Source organism: Paenibacillus sp. FSL R7-0340 (genome assembly GCF_038002205.1).
GTDB classification, from domain to species: Bacteria; Bacillota; Bacilli; order Paenibacillales; family Paenibacillaceae; genus Paenibacillus; species Paenibacillus polymyxa_B.
In genome coordinates, this window is the sequence record NZ_JBBOBY010000001.1 from 4,790,143 (window position 1) to 4,806,986 (window position 16,844).

Here is a 16,844-nt window from a genome sequence, read left to right on the forward strand (position 1 = left end):
TATTTAATCATATAAAAATAAATACTTGACTTGCCGTTACAGCAACCAATTAAACTGAAATAGAAAAGAAAATATGAGAGCGAGGTTAATGAAATGAATCAGAAATACAGTAGGTTATTTGAATCCTTCACATTCAGAAATGGAATAACAATTAAGAACAGTATCGTTATGGCACCTATGACAACCTGGTCAAGTAATGACGATCTTACCATTTCGGATGACGAAGTAAAGTATTACAAACAAAGAGTGAATGGAGTAGGACTCGTCATTACAGGGTGTACTCATGTTACACCTAATGGGCAGGGTTTTACGAATGAATTCGCTGGGTACAATGATGAATTTACTCCAAGTTTACGAAAATTAGCTGAGGCAGCGAAAAGTGGAGGCGCTCCTGCGATCCTACAGATTTTCCATGCTGGCAATAAAGCCGTGCCTGGATTGGATGTAGTTAGTGCGAGTGCATTGCAACCCGAAGTTACTAATTTAGGTTCAACTTCAGAAACAAGAGAACTATCACATGAGGAGATCTTGTCGATTGTACGTGCTTTTGGGGACACAACAAGACGAGCAATTGAAGCCGGATTTGATGGCGTCGAAATTCATGGGGCTCATGGATTTTTAATTCAGAATTTTTGGTCGCCAGCGACAAATCAACGGACGGACCAATGGGGAGGATCACTTGAAAATCGCTTGCGTTTTCCGTTGGCGATTATTGAAGAAATCAAAAATGTCATTGAAAAACATGCTACAAAACCATTCATTATAGGATTCCGACTTTCTCCTGAAGAATCCTCCAAAGTGGACGGATTACGTATGAAAGACACGTATGAATTAATTGATTTCCTTGTTGGACAGGATTTAGATTATATACATGCTTCATTGGATAATGTGTCTTCAAAGCCAGTAGATAGTCAAGATGAAAAAACACGACTTGAATTAATTCTTGAAAGAGCAAACGGTAAGGTACCTGTGATGGCTGCTGGTTCCATAATAACACCGGATGATGCTCTTAAAGCTATGGAATTAGGTTTGCCGCTAGTCGCCATTGGGCATGCGTTAATTATGGATCCTAATTGGGTTGAAAAGGTCGCAAATGGACGTGATGCCGAGGTAGATTCTGAATTGAACGTTTCGAAACTCGACCAGCTTAATATTCCAGAAAAACTTTGGAATGTATTTCAAGTAATGCCAGGTTGGTTTAATATTAGTAAATAAAGAGTAGTCCTAAAGGCTACTCAGATTGACGAGAAACCCAAGTCTTTTATGAGACTTCGGGTTTCTTTTGCTGATTCTAAGGTGCTCCGTCCATCCGTAGTTCGGTAGGGCAATTCTTGCTGTTGCGGACACACATACCGCGTATATTTCGATCTTGAAGGCCTTTGCAAATAGAGGGCGTTAAATAACCTGATCTAAGGCTACCGCTCCAGAATATTGTTGCGTTAAAATGCCCGTTAGCTTAATGACGTATTCGTTATTCTAAGACTTCATTTCCTCAGAACAGATGCCACGTACTGGGGATGGTTTCAGAATACACGTAAAGCGCCTTACAAAAAGGTGTACAATAAACGACTTTCGACATATTCAGACTTAGCAGCAAATAGTTTAATTAAAAACAATCCCCGCCGACCAGTTAAGGTTAGCGGGGATTGTTAAGGTGTTTTTGAGTTGTATTTACGATTATCTTTTTTTGTGGTTTTCATGGTCGCGACGTCTTAAGCCTGCCAATCCAATTAATCCTAACAGACCAAGCCATCCCCAATTAACATTATCGTCATCATCATTATTATTAGTGGTCAGCATTTGTGTTCTACCATTGTCGTTTGTGCCCATATTGGTTTCACTGTTTTCAGCAAATGCTACTACCGATCCAAAACTTGAAATCATTAATGCAACAACAACCATTATCTTCATTTTTTTCAACATACCTAAACCACTCCTTTAAATTTGTGTTTCCAATCAGTTTTTAATGTATTTAATATGCCCAGTAGAACATATTTGGTATACACACATTAAATCTTCACTACTGGGAATCATAAATTTGTACACCATTAAAATAAGCAAGGAGTGGTTTTTTATAACGGGTATCCTAAGCGGGAATCCAAAAGACGAGCCCATGCATTACGGAGAAATTTATAGTGTGTGGCAGTTTTCAGCGTTAGCGAAAGGAAGCGTTTCATTTTACCAAGCATGTTTAAACCACGCTGGAGACAAAGAACTCAAAAAAATACTGGATGATCTTATTGATCAAGCTAAACTGGAAATCCAAGAATGCGATGCAATGCTTACTGATAATGGTATTGCCCCAGCTCCTATTTTGCCTGAAAGACCCCCTGTGAAACTTGAGGATATCCCGGCTGGTGCAAGGTTTACTGATCCCGAAATTGCAGCTAAAATAGCATTAGATACCTCTGTAGGATTGACATCTTGCAGCCAAGCTATGGGTCAATCCATTAAAGAAGACATCGGGGCTTTATTTGCGAAATATCATCTAACTAAGACTGCTTTAGGAGTTCGTATTCTAAAAATGAACAAAAAAAAGGGTTGGTTAATACCTCCCCCTCTTCAATTAAAAAGACCTGAACCAGTTAAAGCCTAAATTTACTGTACGATTCTTCAACACACTGTTCCTTAGATTGTTCAACAAAAATCCCCGCCGACCAATTAAAGGTTAGCGGGGATTTGCTTTGCTTACGTTTAAGCACCTCCATGCTGTACTTGTGGCTGTATATCATGCGAGTGAACAGGTACAGTAACAATAAACAAAAAGCTAGCCGCGACGATCAGGAGAACCATTTTTTTTAACATTGTTCATCCACACCTTTTCAATAAGATTTAAAAAATCTGCTTTGGTTTCAGGAGCCGCATAATCCTTGAAATGCAAAAACAAACCCATACAATTTATAAAATAAGTCTCATTATTTAGTGTATGATAACTTACCAATGAATACATCAAATGTTTAAAACCATCACTGTAAATGCCCTGATTTAAGTAATAGTAGGCTAATTCGTAACCACACCACGCAAAATAATCAGGTACCACTTGTTGAGTATACATATCACTTGATGAGTGTTGCGATAATGATGCAATGTCTGTTTCAAACCGTTTAATTATATCATTAACGTTGATCTTATATCGGTTCGCCGCTATCATAATATTCAGCAGTTGAATAACCCTATCTTCTTGAGTTGTATCCTCCGCCGCATCAATATATTCAACATAATCTTGTAACACTTTTATATCTCCAGATAAAAGCTTATTCACAATAACGTTAGCTTGCACCCAGTGTTGAAACAACTTGACCCAATGTTGGGTGTTCTCATCTGTCTCTTTGACCCAATCTAAATTAGCATAGGCGTATGTATATTGTAGAGCTTGTTGATAATCGCCTTGGGCTTCATAGACACTTGCACACAGCAGGTCAGAATAGGAAATGTATACAAACAAGGGACGAGTTAGTTTCTTAGTAGATTCATTACGCTCTCGACTCTTCTGTTCATGCTTCAAAGTATATTGAATTTCCGCTTTAACTCTCATTATTCTTGCTACTTCCTCAACCTTGTCCCATTTACGCAAAGACCTGTACACGTTAGCTAAATCCTTCAGTGCGTCAAGCTGTTCTATTTCATCCAGACGTTCCACGAAGGGTTCAAATAGCGTTGCTGCCTTGAGATTACGGCTTTGATCGTCTCCAACTTGAATCGTAAATATACGATACTGACAGACTGCCAATCGTTCTGAATGTTGATATTTTTCCGCTTCAGCTACCCCCTCATAGAGCAGCAATGCAGCCGCATGTCGTTCCTGCGACAACAATTCTTCTGCAATTTCAAATAGTTTGGGCGAATACAGTAGATTGTCCATGATAGCTCCCACCACTCTACGGATCACACCCAGCTTGTCCAATTCCGCACAGCGATACAAAAATGGCTCGATTCGCCTCATATTCGGAGGATGGTCGATGATGTAGTTTTCTATGAACAAGTCATAAAAGTGACCTTCCGGTAAACCCATAGCCTCAGTAATTCGATCCAGTTGGTTAACAGACAAAGGCTTGTTTCCTGTCACGATAGCACTTACTGCTCCCCTATTCATATCCGCAATATGACCAAATTGTGTTAAACTCAATCCTTCTTGTTGTAGGTATCTGTCTAATTCTGCTCGAATCGTAGGTGTATGCTTCATATCATAGCAACCCCTCGCATAAAAATTCCAGTATTTTATAATCATTTACTATTTTTGTCCAGCATTTAACAGTTGTCAATCTTTTTTTGCGAATCATGTGGAAAGCCACGTTTGTCATAAGAGCACTCCTACAAACAAAAAAACACCCCGCCGGCATTAAGCCAGCAGGGTGTTTCGTATTCCCAAACGCCTGTAATTATTCCTCATTAGTTGGACTGTCAGTCGACTTGCCATCTACATAAGCCTCCGCCAGAATGTAAGCAATCACTGCGCCGAATGCACCGATAACGCCGGGTTACTTGAATAACCGTGTCATTGTTTGCACCAAAAGCAGTGAGCAAGCTCGTGAGCAGTGCGGCCAGCAACGCCCAAAACTTACGACTGGACAATTTACGTTTCCAATCTGTCATTATGCGACACCTCCCCTTTTGAATACTCCAGCTCGGTCAAGCAGCGTGACCATGCGATAAAAGTCGTAGCTACCGTCATTCGCCGTGTCCAGTACCCCTACGGCCTTGGCGTTGATACAGGCTTGCTCTGCCCATGCAGGTACTTTAGGCTGTTTAGCTGTTGTCTCTAACGTCTTGATACGGTCAGCTTGCTTCTGTACAGTGTTTTGCAACGCTTTAAACGCTGCTTTTTCTTCTGCTGTCATAGGTTCATCCTCCAATTTATTAAACTTAGCTAAAGCTGCATTAAGCTGCGCTTGAGTTGGGTGCTTGCCCGCCCGAAATTGAGCCGTCGTGATTCCAAAGACCATCTGCAGGTGGGGCATGTCCTTAAAGCTGCGCCAGTCTCCTCCCCACTCAAGCCCTAGTTTCTTCACTTCCTCAACCACTTCCGACCAGTCTGGAAGGGAATCCTTATCATCATCCTTCAGCGTGTCCCAGGAAACTGTGCGGCCATCTCGTAACAGCAGAGCGAAATCGGCTGCAAACCCAAAGTTATGATTGCTATATCCGCCCCTGGCTTTTGTTACTTTGGGACGCTTATCTCCATTCCGTCCTTGGGCATAGAGTTCGTCCTGTTCCGCATACGTGCGGAATCCTTGAGTAATTACTATCCAAACACCACGGGCATAGCAGCGCTCAATTAATTTTTCCATTACAATTTTAAAAACTGGATTCAGCCCGACAAGTCGATTAAGAGACTTTTTTTGTATCTGTTCCATCGTCAGCACCTTTGTCATCTCCTTTCTCTTTCAACTGTTGCAAGAAATTTTTAAGCTTGAACGGCAATGGAATTCCCATTGCTCCCCAGTTCTCGGCCAAGGAAAGTCCTTCACGGCCAGCGTAGAAGTAAATAGCCGCCGTCCGGAAGATCGGTGCGCCTGGTTGTAGCCAATTGTCCAATTGTGCAGACAATCCCACCACCGTCAAAACCGTAGCCTTTCGAATGCCTCCCCAAAACATCACATCGCTGTCCATTTTTTTGTTTCTAATAGCTGCGGCTACTCCAAAAATATAATCCAATACCATCATCGTAAGCAGCACCTGAAACGGCTTGTCCCACCCACCCAAAAATGTAACAATCAGACCAGTCAGCGCAGTCACTCCCCCTGCCGCCGCTTCCTTTTCCGATGCCCCGACCATTGCGGTCCATACGGTGCTGCCAAACATTTTAATTTGGCTCACTACCTTTTCCCCCTTAAAAATAAAGCCCCCGACCACTCCGAGGGCAAAGAAATAGCGCATCCGATTGGATACGCCCCTTACGCTTCTAGTTCTGTTGATTGTTCTGCCGCCTGTGTAGCTGCTGGAGTCACATGCGCAGGCTCAGTAATGCCCAAGTCTGCTTTAACCTGATCCTGCAATCCGGCTGGTACGTCCTCGATTGTACGACGGCCAGCGAGGATAAGATGTACAAGTGTGGTCGCAAAAGCTTTTTTAATCTGCTCATTCATGCTATCACCTCCCTTCATGAGCTGCATGAGAATAAAAAATAGAACCCGATCCCGGATTCTAGGTAACATTGCTTTGTTCCATAACGAGCTGGATAAGATAAGCCCGGCTATGGCTTCTTTGTTGTCCAAATCAGCCAGTTTAAGTTCTGCTACCCGCTCCGTTAAGGGCTTTTGAAAAATCGGTTCTGTGGTAGCACTATCTTTGTATTTAAACTCTAACTTTTGAGTAGCGGGATTGACCCAATAAGATATGGCCTGTTCGAAGTCTTGTTTGTGCTGTTGATACCCGAGTTGGATCACGCCTAGCTTATCGAAATCGTAATCGCGCAACTGCGGATAGAAAGCTGCATCATCTTCCGCAGTTGTTACAACTACATCGCCTGCCGACTCCGGTGTTACAAAAATCACTTCGCCAGAGGCCTTGCACCAGAATACTTTTGAACCAATTTCAGCCATTATTATCCCTCCATTTATTCGTATGCAAACCATTCATGAGCCTCAATGTATGCTATTGGTGAACCCCCAGCGTATTCTCGTATGTTGCTAGTTTCTACCGTAGCAGTAAAACCGCATGGCTGTTTCGTTAAATTATACATACTAATATAGTTGTTAAAACGTCCGTATAGAGCCCATGTTCCGTCTGATTGTGGTACGGATGCGGTTGAAAAACATTCCAAATACAAAACGTTTCCGTTGTCTTTCAGTTTAAAGCGAACGGATATACGACTTGGAGAAAAACCCATATTATTAACGGAAAGACTCATAGTAGCTCCACTACTATAATTGGGCGCCCCTGCCGATTGACCGTTAAATGAGCCTCTTGCGAATCGTTTTACAGATGCATTTGTGATTACTGCCGCTATCTGATCGCTGTTCATGTCGGGACTGGCGCCTCCAAACTTGCCGTTGATCGCGCCCACAATTTTATTTTTAAGATCAACGGCTTGCGTAAAAGCTTGGTCTGCCAGGCTGTATGCTTCATTCGCTCGGTCATACGCCTGTTTAGTAGCGCTTGGTGTAGACGCCCGATCTTTAGCATCACTGGTTACTGAAGTATCGAGTATTGTAACGCCACGTGCTTGCGTAGTAGCGGAAGGCAGATCGGACGCAGAATGTGTATGATTCTTGCTGGCTAATCCGTCCCAAGGCAGCCACACTCCAGCGACTGTTCTAACCCGTTTGTATACCCCGCCAGTTTCATCAATATAAAGGTGGACGAGTGTCATGCCTTCTTCCACTGTGACAGATCCTACAAAAAGAACGCCTTTAGGGTTAGCCCCCGGCAGACTGTGATCCGAAGCTGGGTTTAAAGAAGCGACGTCAATCCTGTGCGTTCCGGGCAGAATGATAAAATTCCAGTCGACCGAAAACGGTTTGCCTCTGTCTACGAAAGATATGCTGTAAAGATCGGAAAGAGCTTTGCTGGTCGGTACAGTCAAAGGAGAAATTGATTTATAATCTGCGCTAAGTCGGACGATACCCTTAACTGTAGTGGTGGCTTCGTCTACCTATATTTTTAATAGCCTCGTCCAAAGCCTGATCGTTTTCGTAAAGCGTACATCTACAGCCCACATATCATAATGTTTGTTGATCTGGAACACATTCATATGTTCGTCCCAAAACAGCACATGATTTTCAACCTTGGGACTGGCTGAAGACCTATTCAAAAGGCAAGGTGAAAAAAAGTACCGTTAGAGTTAGAGAAAAAGAAATTAAAATCCTATTGAGGTATATTCCAAAGGTCATAATAGACAAGGTTACACATAAACAGCATCAGCACATCTTAAACGATTTAGATGATCAAGAGTATGCCAGGACAACCATTGAGGGCGTTCACGTAACTGCGAATATGATCATGAAATATGCAATAAAAAACAAAATGAGATTGGATAATCCATGTTCGGGTGCAATTATTCCGGCGAAAATGCTGACGGTAGAGGCATTGAAAATAGTACAATCGAGGATGGTTACTTAGAAAAACATGAGCTGGCTGAATTTTTAAATGCAGTGAAAGAACACGGTTTACCTTGTGACATTGAAATCTTTCACTTGCTTGCCTTTTCAGGGATGCGATCTGGGGAACTCTGTGCTTTAAAAGATACGGATTTTAACTTTGAGTTAAATGAGTTACGAATAACCAAAACACTTTACAATCCTGATAATAACATGCGTAAATACACTCTAACTCCACCCAAATCTACAGGATCTATTCGTAAATTTAATGTAATTGATATTGTTATGAATTTGCTTCAAGAACACATTGTTAAACAGCGAACGCTCAGACTTGAATACAAAAAATTATTTACTGACTATCATGAAAACAACTTTGTTTTTGCTCACAAGAATGGCTACCCGCTCATTCAGAAAAATATATTAATCCGAATGGAACGCATTCTCAAGAAGACCTCCATTACAAAGAAAGCAACTCCTCACATTTTTCGGCACACCCATATATCAATGCTGACTGAAGCTGAAGTCGATCTCAAAACAATCATGAAGAGAGTTGGCCATGATGACGCAAAAACTACACTTAAAATCTACACACACGTCACAGAAAAAATGAAGAAAGATGCCAATGAAAAGATTAAAAATCACTTTTCCGACATCCTTCAAATCTGACTCCGTGCAGAGAATGTGATTTTTATGTGATTTTATAGAAAAGGGCTCCCTCTCGGGAGCCTTTTAAATAGCGGTATTACAGGGTTTTGATACCCTTTGTTACATCATGCCGCCCATTCCACCCATTCCGCCCATGTCAGGCATTGCAGCCTTTTCTGGTTCTGGCTTGTCAGCGATAACCGCTTCGGTAGTCAGGAACATTGCTGCTACGGAAGCAGCGTTTTGCAATGCATAGCGAGTTACTTTTGCAGGGTCAACGATACCAGCGTCGATCATGTTTACCCAGTCGCCAGTAGCTGCGTTAAAGCCTACGCCAACTTCTTCGCGTTTCAGACGCTCAACGATTACAGAGCCTTCTTCACCTGCATTAGCAGCGATGGTGCGGATTGGAGCTTCCAGAGCGCGCAACACGATGTTCACGCCTGTTTGCTCGTCGCCTTGCAGTTCAACAGCTGCAACTGCTTTGTATACGTTCAGGAGCGCTACACCACCACCGGATACGATACCTTCTTCAACCGCAGCACGGGTTGCGTTCAGGGCATCTTCGATGCGCAGTTTGCGTTCTTTCAATTCTGTTTCAGTTGCCGCACCGACTTTGATGACTGCTACGCCGCCGGACAATTTAGCCAGACGCTCTTGCAGTTTCTCTTTGTCGAACTCGGAAGTGGTTTCTTCCAGTTGCGTACGGATTTGACTAACACGAGCGTCGATGTCGGCTTTGTTTCCAGCACCGTCAACCACAATCGTATTTTCTTTTGTGATACGCACTTGACGTGCTGTACCCAGTTGGTCTACGGAAGCTGTTTTCAGGTCCAGACCCAGTTCTTCCGTGATCACTTGACCGCCTGTCAGGGCAGCGATATCTTGCAGCATTGCTTTACGACGGTCACCAAAGCCTGGAGCTTTAACAGCTACAGCGTTGAATGTACCACGCAGTTTGTTGACAACGAGCATAGCCAGCGCTTCGCCTTCGATGTCTTCAGCGATCAGAACGAGTGGCTTGCCTTGTTGTACGATTTTTTCAAGCAATGGCAGGATTTCTTGTGTGTTTGTGATTTTTTTGTCTGTGATCAGGATATACGGATTGTCCAGTACAGCTTCCATTTTGTCCGTATCTGTAATCATGTACGGGGAAATGTAGCCACGGTCAAATTGCATACCTTCAACGACTTCCAGCTCTGTTGCAAAACCGCGGGATTCTTCAACAGTGATTACACCGTCTTTGCCCACTTTTTCCATAGCTTCAGCGATCAGTTCGCCTACTTCATCATCAGCAGCGGAAATACCAGCTACTTGAGCAATGGATTGTTTGCTTTCGATTGGTTTGGAGATGGCTTGCAGTTCAGCAACAGCTGCTTTAACCGCTTTGTCGATCCCTTTACGGATACCGATTGGGCTTGCGCCAGCAGTTACGTTTTTCAGACCTTCTGTGATGAGGGCTTGAGCCAAAACAGTAGCAGTAGTCGTACCATCACCAGCTACATCGTTCGTTTTGGTTGCTACTTCTTTAACCAGTTGAGCGCCCATGTTTTCGAACGCATCTTCCAGCTCGATTTCTTTTGCAATCGTTACACCGTCATTGGTGATGAGCGGGCTACCGAATTTTTTCTCCAGTACAACGTTACGGCCTTTCGGTCCGAGTGTTACTTTAACAGCGTTAGCCAATGCGTCAACCCCGCGCAGCATAGAGCGACGAGCGTCTTCACTAAATTTAATATCTTTAGCCATTTGTGATAAACCTCCCTATGGATTATGAATGATTTGTTTCAATTCCTATATTCAGGTCTTGTCCGGGTTCCGGTTAACCGATGATCGCGTGGATATCGCTTTCTTTCATAATCAAATATTCTTTACCTTCATATTTGATTTCCGTTCCAGCGTATTTAGAGAAAATGACACGGTCGCCTTCTTTTACTTCCAGAGGAATACGGGCACCGTCTTTCAATGCGCCTGCGCCAACCGCGATAATTTTGCCTTCTTGCGGCTTTTCCTTGGCAGAGTCAGGAAGTACGATCCCGAAGGAAGTCGTTGTCTCTTGCTCAATTGCTTCCACCAATACGCGTTCACCCAAAGGTTTGATCATGAAAAAATAGCCTCCTTATTAAGTGTTTTATCCTGTAATTTGGTTGTTATGTTGTATGTATTAGCACTCGACAGTCGTCAGTGCTAACAACCAACTTTATGATACTCAACTTGAGATTGAATTTCAAGTCCCTAATGTATTTTTTATGGGAATTTTTATGGACAGCCCTTCCCGATTATATCCATCTATCTGAAAAATAACCGTTAACCCAAGGCTAATGGTTACTTTTAAGGCAGCTAAGCTGCTGCTGTTCATACTCTGTAAATAGTTATGATATACAAATGCTATTCATTATCTGCAAGTTGTCATGTAGCGCGGACCCGAATAAATTGTTTACTGAGCCATTCAGGTCCTGCCTTATTATTCCGAAGCTACACGCAACTGGGCCTCACGTTCCTCCTGCGCACGCAGCTGCCTGCGGTACACGACCGAAGACAAATACACGCTCACTTCATATAGCACCAGCAACGGAATCGCCACCAAAAAATCGGAAATAAAGTCCGGCGGAGTAATGACAACCGCGACGAACACAAGCAGAAAATAAGAAATCTTCCGCCATTTGCGAAGCCGCATTGGTGTTATAACATGAATCCCCGTCAGAAACATGATAAGCAGTGGGAGCTCAAACAACAGCGCTACAGGCAGTACAATATTAAACATAAAGGTGAAATATTGTGCGATCCCGTACGTTTCCTGTAATCCCATACTTTTGGTGACAGACGATGTAAACTGAATCGCCATTGGGAAAATAATGAAATAAGCAAAAGCTGCCCCAATGATGAACAAAAGCAGCACATAAGGCACATACCGCAAAGTCGCACTCCGTTCTTGCGGTCTTAAGCCCGGGCTGACAAACTTCCACAGTTGGTAGCAGGCAAACGGTAGCGCCACCGCAATCCCGATGATCATGGCGATCTTCATGTAGATACCAATCCCGTCCCAAAAGGAAAACGCGTTTAACTGAAAAGCTTGCGCCGAACCGGAGCGAATAAGCCAGTCATAGACAGAACCCGCCGCGAACAGACCACCAGCCAGTGCCAATACAAATACAATTAGCACATAAATAATTCTGCGGCGAAGCTCTCCCAGATGTTCCATTAACGGCATTTCATGCTCTGATGGGGTCAAGTCCATTCCTCCTTTCTGAACGGAACGCAGCAGCGCCTCCTAAAAAATAAAGCCCTTCACTGAAGAAGAGGCTCTTGTTTATTGTACAAGCATCAAGAATTATAACTAAATCTATGACAAGCGTTTATCCTCAGGCTGAGGTTGAACTTCTGAAGACGTCGTTTGTGATGCTTTGACCACACTATCTTTGCTGTCTTTACGCTCAGTCCGTTCATCTTCTGATAAAATATCGCGTGCCCCGTTTTTAAACTCACGGAATGTACGCCCTACAGCTCGACCCAGCTCAGGCAGCTTGTTCGGACCAAATAACAGCAGCGCCAGAATAATCAACAAAATATAACCCGGTGCTCCAATATTGGGCATGTGTAGTAATCCTCCTTATGTTGACGGACAAAATAAGAATCTTTGCCCGTATACGGCCTTATAAATTCTTATAGGTATCATACCACACACGATGTGCTGCCTTCTACCGGAACTGGCCTGTCACCATAAGCAACGCTTCTGGAAGTTGGTCCATTATCGCTGCCAAATTTTCATGCACACCTTTGGGTGTTCCTGGCAAATTGACGATCAGTGTACGTCCGCGTATTCCCACGATTCCACGGAATAGCATAGCCGCTGGATTTTTCTGCATCACGATCATTCTCATGGCTTCCGCCATGCCTGGCACTTCCCGTTCCACTACCCGCCTAGTCGCCTCGGGTGTCACATCACGGATCGCCAGCTCAGTTCCGCCCGTAGTTAGTACCAGGTCTGCATGAAAATAATCGGTCATTTCGATTAAAGCTGCAATAATTTCATCCGGTTCATCGGGAACGATCCGGTATTCCACAATCTCTCCGCCCAGTTCTTCTTCGATGAGTTCCCGGATGACCTGTGCGCTTGTATCCTCACGCTCTCCCCTTGCCCCTTTATCACTGGCTGTTAGGATCGCCGTTTTCCACACCATAAGATCACCCTTCTCCTATCATGAAAGAATACTTTCTCTTCTGAAAATCAGAAACAGCCACGCTGCATCCTCCATCACATCACAGTACCCTCTCGGCGACAATGTTGTCTATGTCAAGGTTCCCGGTGGTCCTCCCTTTGAAAATCCCCATGCTTGCCACCTGTTTTGGATTGCAGCATGGTAGGGCCGATGATCATATCTTTTTGCAGCGCCTTGCACATATCATACACGGTTAACGCTGCGGCTGAAGCCGCTGTCAAAGCTTCCATTTCTACACCTGTTTTACCTTCGGTCTTCACTTCAACTTCAATATGAAGCACATCATGTCCATTATCGGAAAAAGTAATGTTCACGCCTGTCAGGGCCAGTGGATGACACATCGGTATCCAGTCTGACGTTTTTTTCGCACCTTGAATCCCTGCGACCTGGGCCACAGCAAGAACATCACCCTTGCCGATTCTTCCTTCTTTTACAGCCGTCAATGTAGCCGGATTCATCGTAATCTGAGTCACGGCAACTGCTGTACGAATCGTAGACGTTTTACCCGAAATATCTACCATCCGAGCCCGTCCCTGTTCGTTAAAATGAGTAAAGGAATCCACGACTCCCTCACAGCTCCTTTCACATACCCAACTTTACTTCATTCATCATTTGTCAATTTTGCATAATCACAATCTAAGCGTCCATCCAGAGTAAACAGCACGTCCACTCGCAAATCACTTGGCTCCATGGGCACCTGTGTCAGCAATTGTCCCGGCAGCAGCAGCGAGACATAAAGCGGACCTACGTGGCTGTTGTTACGCTTCTCTGCCTCTACCTGTACGGTAAAGCGGTCATAATAGCCTCCGCCGTAACCAATCCTGCCCCCACGTCGATCAAAGGCCAAGCCAGGCACAACAACCCAGTCAATTCCCGCCCACATTTCAGGCAACCATTCCTTGCATGTCAAAGCAGGCTCAGGGATGTTCCAGATACCGGGTACAATATCTCCGTACTGATCCATCTCCCTCAGCTCCATAGTCCGGGTTACCGGATCCACTCTTGGGGCCAGGACACGATCTCCCTGTGACCAGCAATGCTCAATGAGGGGGGTCGTCGAAATCTCGCTGCCAAAAGAGAGATAACTAAATAATGTTAGCTTATCTCCGTTTCTGTCTATTCTAAGCTGCTCCCATGCCTCGATTGCATGCCGACAGGCCACAGCCGATGCCTTCTGCCTTGTCAGCGGGTCCATGGAGTCACGCGCTTCCCGTTGCTGCAAACGCAGCGCGTTCTTCACATCACAGACATCCATCACATCCGCCCTCCCGCACAATCGTCGATAATCTTTAAAACGTTGCTATTGTCCCATTTGTCAGTAAGTGCTGTACGTTGCAAGTTTTTTTCATTCTTTTTCACTTCTCGTTTAAGTTTATCATTGTTTATACAAATTGACTACACGCGGCTCAAGGGTTTACAGGGTGAAAGCAGTGCAATAGTGGGTAATTTCATGTAAACTGGAAGGAAGGTACCTGCGAAGAAAGCAGGTAGAACTGTGCAAAATGTAATGGAGGAACGATACGCTATGCTATTGCAAGTAACCGGAATTACTAAATCCTATGGAATTGAGCCCGTTCTGGACGGGATTAACCTTCAAATATTGGAACGTGAACGTATTGGACTCGTAGGTGTGAACGGTGCAGGCAAATCGACCCTGCTCAAAATCATTGCTGGTGAAATATCCTATGACAGTGGACAAATTTTCAAGGCGAAGGAGACCAGCATCGGTTATCTGGCGCAAAACAGCGGTTTGAATTCTGATCGTTCTATCTGGGGGGAAATGATGCTGGTGTTCACTCCCCTGATTGAAGCGGAACGGGAACTGCGGCAAATGGAACAGGACATCGCTGACCTGGCCAATGCTCAAAACGAAAAACGCTACGCAGATCTGCTGGAACGCTATGCACGTCGTTCAGACTGGTTCAAGGATCACGGTGGTTATGAAATGGAGACCCGTATTCGCAGCGTGCTGCACGGCATGGGCTTTGGTTCATTTGCACCTGAGACGCCTGTAGCTACTCTGAGCGGAGGACAGAAAACCCGGCTTGCGCTAGCACGCATCCTACTGCTCGCCCCAGATGTCCTTATGCTCGATGAGCCTACCAACTATCTGGATATTCAAACACTGACCTGGTTGGAGGACTATTTGCGCGGCTACTCCGGTTCTCTGCTGGTTGTATCACATGACCGTTATTTTCTGGACCGACTGGTAACGACGATTATTGAAATCGAACGCCATCGTTCTACCCGATATACAGGCAACTACAGCCGCTACATGGAGTTGAAGGCTGCCGAGTACGAAACGAACCTGAAACATTACGAAAAGCAGCAAGGAGAAATTGCCCGTTTAGAAGCATTCGTACAACGTAATATCGTACGGGCTTCCACGACCAAACGCGCTCAAAGTCGGCGCAAGCAGTTAGATAAAATGGAGCGTATGGATCGGCCCATGGGAGACTTGAAAAAGGCTCATTTTTCCTTTGAAACAGCCCATATGTCAGGTAAGGAAGTGCTGGAGGTACGTGACCTCTCTGTGGGGTATGAAGGTAAAAAGCCTTTATTCCAGCACGCATCGTTCGACTTAAAACGTGGAGATACCGTGGCACTGATTGGTCCGAACGGGATCGGAAAATCGACGTTGCTCAAATGTCTGACCGGATCACTTAAACCTGCTGCTGGCTCCATCCACTGGGGCACAAAAATCAAAATCGGCCTGTATGACCAGGAGCAGACGAACCTGAACCCCGCCAATACCGTACTGGAGGAGTTGTGGAGCGAATACCCTCATATGGAAGAAGCACGTATTCGTACAGTGCTGGGTAATTTCCTGTTTAGCGGTGACGATGTACTGAAAAAAGTAGCTGCATTAAGCGGAGGGGAAAAAGCCCGCGTTTCTCTGGCCAAGCTCATGCTGCGCGAAGCCAACGTATTAATTCTAGATGAGCCTACCAACCATCTGGATTTGTTTAGCAAGGAAGTGCTGGAAGCAGCTTTGATGGACTATGACGGTACACTGTTGTTCATTTCCCATGACCGTTATTTCCTGAACAAAATGGCGGAACGTGTCATCGAGCTGCATCCTGAAGGGATAGAACATTTCCTGGGGAATTATGATGACTATGTAGCCAAAAAGCAGGAGTTAGAGGAAATTGCGTTGGAAGCTCTGGAGGCAAATCAGGCCACACGCGGCAAAACATCGGCTGCCTCTGCATCCGTGACAGACGAGACCACGTCCAAATCACGCGCCGCCACCTATGCGGCGGACAAACAAGCCAAAAGCGAGGAACGCAGCCGTCAACGCAAGCTGGAGGCATTGGAAAACCAGATTAAAACGCTGGAAGAACAAATTTTAGGGCTGGAGGAACAAATGACCCTGCCTGAGATTTATCAGGATTACACAGCGCTTCAGAATATTCAGGCACAACTCGACACCCATAAACAGGAATTGACTGAAACCTATACCGCTTGGGAAGAGCTGTTAGAAGAATAAACACTACTGCATAAAATCTTAGCCTTAAAAAATTCACATTTTCCTCTTTTGTATTTTTGTACACAAGATTATCCACAGCTTATGTGTATGAATGAGATTGAAAAATGGCCTTTTGGGCCATTTTTTTATTGATAAAAAGCCGTTTTCAAATGAAAACCAAATTTATCCACCCTTTTATCCACATTATCCACAGATTTCACAAGAACTAAAGGTGTTACATATCCCCCAACTTGCTATCTCCAAAAAGTCTTATCCTGCTTGCTTCGGGCTCGGTTATCCACATTCGAAGCGGTATATGTGGATAACTTTGTTCACAACTTGACAAATCACATCATTATTCGGGCAGTATCAAAATTCCAGATTTTTTTGATGAATCATGAAAAATCGTGAACAATTGTGACGAATAATGTGAGGGAATGAGATACTGCCATTCATTTGCTCAAACTCCTG

18 protein-coding genes are annotated in these 16,844 nt (G+C 44.3%); 4 read left to right on the plus strand and 14 right to left on the minus strand.

Annotated features, from left to right (window positions below; all coding sequences use genetic code 11):
• Positions 1–93: 93 nt before the first annotated feature.
• Positions 94–1,215, plus strand: coding sequence for an NADH-dependent flavin oxidoreductase (locus tag MKX59_RS21440; RefSeq protein WP_028543070.1), 1,122 nt, complete (start codon positions 94–96; stop codon positions 1,213–1,215).
• A gap of 462 nt (positions 1,216–1,677) precedes the next feature.
• Here the strand turns inward: MKX59_RS21440 and MKX59_RS21445 are convergent, their stop codons facing one another.
• The gene (locus tag MKX59_RS21445; protein WP_028543071.1) at positions 1,678–1,923 is read right to left on the minus strand and encodes a WGxxGxxG family protein; all 246 of its coding nucleotides are present in this window, start codon (positions 1,921–1,923) and stop codon (positions 1,678–1,680) included.
• Between the two features lie 151 nt (positions 1,924–2,074).
• On the opposite strand from MKX59_RS21445, the gene MKX59_RS21450 reads away from it, so the two are divergent.
• The gene (locus tag MKX59_RS21450) at positions 2,075–2,596 is read left to right on the plus strand and encodes a DUF3231 family protein (protein WP_028543072.1); all 522 of its coding nucleotides are present in this window, start codon (positions 2,075–2,077) and stop codon (positions 2,594–2,596) included.
• Positions 2,597–2,767: 171 nt separating this feature from the next.
• Here the strand turns inward: MKX59_RS21450 and MKX59_RS21455 are convergent, their stop codons facing one another.
• The 6 genes from MKX59_RS21455 to MKX59_RS21480 all read right to left on the minus strand — a co-directional run bounded on the left by MKX59_RS21455 (position 2,768) and on the right by MKX59_RS21480 (position 7,324).
• On the minus strand, positions 2,768–4,183 hold the full coding sequence (locus tag MKX59_RS21455) for a helix-turn-helix transcriptional regulator (protein WP_068939830.1): 1,416 nt from the start codon (positions 4,181–4,183) through the stop codon (positions 2,768–2,770).
• Positions 4,184–4,401: 218 nt separating this feature from the next.
• Complete coding sequence (locus MKX59_RS21460; RefSeq protein WP_226887785.1) at positions 4,402–4,593, minus strand: hypothetical protein; 192 nt, start codon at positions 4,591–4,593, stop codon at positions 4,402–4,404.
• On the minus strand, positions 4,593–5,372 hold the full coding sequence (locus tag MKX59_RS21465; RefSeq protein ID WP_069080998.1) for a M15 family metallopeptidase: 780 nt from the start codon (positions 5,370–5,372) through the stop codon (positions 4,593–4,595). Before MKX59_RS21465 ends, MKX59_RS21460 begins: the two co-directional genes overlap by 1 nt.
• A complete protein-coding gene (locus MKX59_RS21470) occupies positions 5,326–5,817 on the minus strand; it encodes a phage holin family protein (protein WP_254347724.1) in 492 nt (163 codons plus the stop codon). The genes MKX59_RS21465 and MKX59_RS21470 overlap by 47 nt, the downstream gene beginning before the upstream one ends.
• A gap of 77 nt (positions 5,818–5,894) precedes the next feature.
• On the minus strand, positions 5,895–6,542 hold the full coding sequence (locus MKX59_RS21475; protein WP_069080999.1) for a CD1375 family protein: 648 nt from the start codon (positions 6,540–6,542) through the stop codon (positions 5,895–5,897).
• 14 nt (positions 6,543–6,556) lie between these two features.
• On the minus strand, positions 6,557–7,324 hold the full coding sequence (locus tag MKX59_RS21480; protein ID WP_340858909.1) for a phage tail protein: 768 nt from the start codon (positions 7,322–7,324) through the stop codon (positions 6,557–6,559).
• A 658-nt stretch (positions 7,325–7,982) separates the two neighbouring features.
• Between MKX59_RS21480 and MKX59_RS21485 the strand changes: the two genes are divergently transcribed.
• The gene (locus MKX59_RS21485; RefSeq protein ID WP_049828514.1) at positions 7,983–8,705 is read left to right on the plus strand and encodes a site-specific integrase; all 723 of its coding nucleotides are present in this window, start codon (positions 7,983–7,985) and stop codon (positions 8,703–8,705) included.
• Positions 8,706–8,804: 99 nt separating this feature from the next.
• Here MKX59_RS21485 and groL read toward each other — a convergent pair whose 3' ends face one another.
• From groL to MKX59_RS21520, 7 genes are all read right to left on the minus strand, one after another.
• Positions 8,805–10,433: a chaperonin GroEL gene (gene groL / locus MKX59_RS21490; protein ID WP_013309215.1), complete on the minus strand. Its 1,629-nt coding sequence runs from the start codon at positions 10,431–10,433 to the stop codon at positions 8,805–8,807.
• 73 nt (positions 10,434–10,506) lie between these two features.
• Positions 10,507–10,788, minus strand: a complete 282-nt coding sequence (groES, locus tag MKX59_RS21495; protein WP_007429271.1) for a co-chaperone GroES — start codon at positions 10,786–10,788, stop codon at positions 10,507–10,509.
• A gap of 360 nt (positions 10,789–11,148) precedes the next feature.
• On the minus strand, positions 11,149–11,916 hold the full coding sequence (gene tatC / locus MKX59_RS21500; RefSeq protein ID WP_023987474.1) for a twin-arginine translocase subunit TatC: 768 nt from the start codon (positions 11,914–11,916) through the stop codon (positions 11,149–11,151).
• A gap of 111 nt (positions 11,917–12,027) precedes the next feature.
• Positions 12,028–12,279, minus strand: a complete 252-nt coding sequence (locus MKX59_RS21505) for a twin-arginine translocase TatA/TatE family subunit (RefSeq protein WP_013309213.1) — start codon at positions 12,277–12,279, stop codon at positions 12,028–12,030.
• Between the two features lie 103 nt (positions 12,280–12,382).
• The gene (locus MKX59_RS21510) at positions 12,383–12,865 is read right to left on the minus strand and encodes a MogA/MoaB family molybdenum cofactor biosynthesis protein (protein ID WP_013309212.1); all 483 of its coding nucleotides are present in this window, start codon (positions 12,863–12,865) and stop codon (positions 12,383–12,385) included.
• A 113-nt stretch (positions 12,866–12,978) separates the two neighbouring features.
• Entirely contained in the window at positions 12,979–13,467 is a 489-nt protein-coding gene (moaC, locus tag MKX59_RS21515; protein WP_013309211.1) for a cyclic pyranopterin monophosphate synthase MoaC, read from the minus strand.
• 38 nt (positions 13,468–13,505) lie between these two features.
• Positions 13,506–14,159, minus strand: coding sequence for a 5-formyltetrahydrofolate cyclo-ligase (locus MKX59_RS21520; protein WP_076264371.1), 654 nt, complete (start codon positions 14,157–14,159; stop codon positions 13,506–13,508).
• Between the two features lie 270 nt (positions 14,160–14,429).
• On the opposite strand from MKX59_RS21520, the gene MKX59_RS21525 reads away from it, so the two are divergent.
• Complete coding sequence (locus tag MKX59_RS21525; RefSeq protein WP_069081003.1) at positions 14,430–16,394, plus strand: ABC-F family ATP-binding cassette domain-containing protein; 1,965 nt, start codon at positions 14,430–14,432, stop codon at positions 16,392–16,394.
• Positions 16,395–16,844 lie beyond the last annotated feature (450 nt).

What these genes read in the sequence shown, in the direction of transcription:
- MKX59_RS21440 (WP_028543070.1), top strand. Translation starts at nt 94, where the DNA reads ATGAATCAGAAATACAGTAGGTTATTTGAATCCTTCACATTCAGAAAT.
- MKX59_RS21445 (WP_028543071.1), bottom strand. Translation starts at nt 1,923, where the DNA reads ATGTTGAAAAAAATGAAGATAATGGTTGTTGTTGCATTAATGATTTCA.
- MKX59_RS21455 (WP_068939830.1), bottom strand. Translation starts at nt 4,183, where the DNA reads ATGAAGCATACACCTACGATTCGAGCAGAATTAGACAGATACCTACAA.
- MKX59_RS21460 (WP_226887785.1), bottom strand. Translation starts at nt 4,593, where the DNA reads ATGACAGATTGGAAACGTAAATTGTCCAGTCGTAAGTTTTGGGCGTTG.
- MKX59_RS21465 (WP_069080998.1), bottom strand. Translation starts at nt 5,372, where the DNA reads ATGACAAAGGTGCTGACGATGGAACAGATACAAAAAAAGTCTCTTAAT.
- MKX59_RS21475 (WP_069080999.1), bottom strand. Translation starts at nt 6,542, where the DNA reads ATGGCTGAAATTGGTTCAAAAGTATTCTGGTGCAAGGCCTCTGGCGAA.
- MKX59_RS21485 (WP_049828514.1), top strand. Translation starts at nt 7,983, where the DNA reads ATGTTCGGGTGCAATTATTCCGGCGAAAATGCTGACGGTAGAGGCATT.
- groL (WP_013309215.1), bottom strand. Translation starts at nt 10,433, where the DNA reads ATGGCTAAAGATATTAAATTTAGTGAAGACGCTCGTCGCTCTATGCTG.
- groES (WP_007429271.1), bottom strand. Translation starts at nt 10,788, where the DNA reads ATGATCAAACCTTTGGGTGAACGCGTATTGGTGGAAGCAATTGAGCAA.
- MKX59_RS21505 (WP_013309213.1), bottom strand. Translation starts at nt 12,279, where the DNA reads ATGCCCAATATTGGAGCACCGGGTTATATTTTGTTGATTATTCTGGCG.
- MKX59_RS21510 (WP_013309212.1), bottom strand. Translation starts at nt 12,865, where the DNA reads ATGGTGTGGAAAACGGCGATCCTAACAGCCAGTGATAAAGGGGCAAGG.
- MKX59_RS21520 (WP_076264371.1), bottom strand. Translation starts at nt 14,159, where the DNA reads ATGGATGTCTGTGATGTGAAGAACGCGCTGCGTTTGCAGCAACGGGAA.
- MKX59_RS21525 (WP_069081003.1), top strand. Translation starts at nt 14,430, where the DNA reads ATGCTATTGCAAGTAACCGGAATTACTAAATCCTATGGAATTGAGCCC.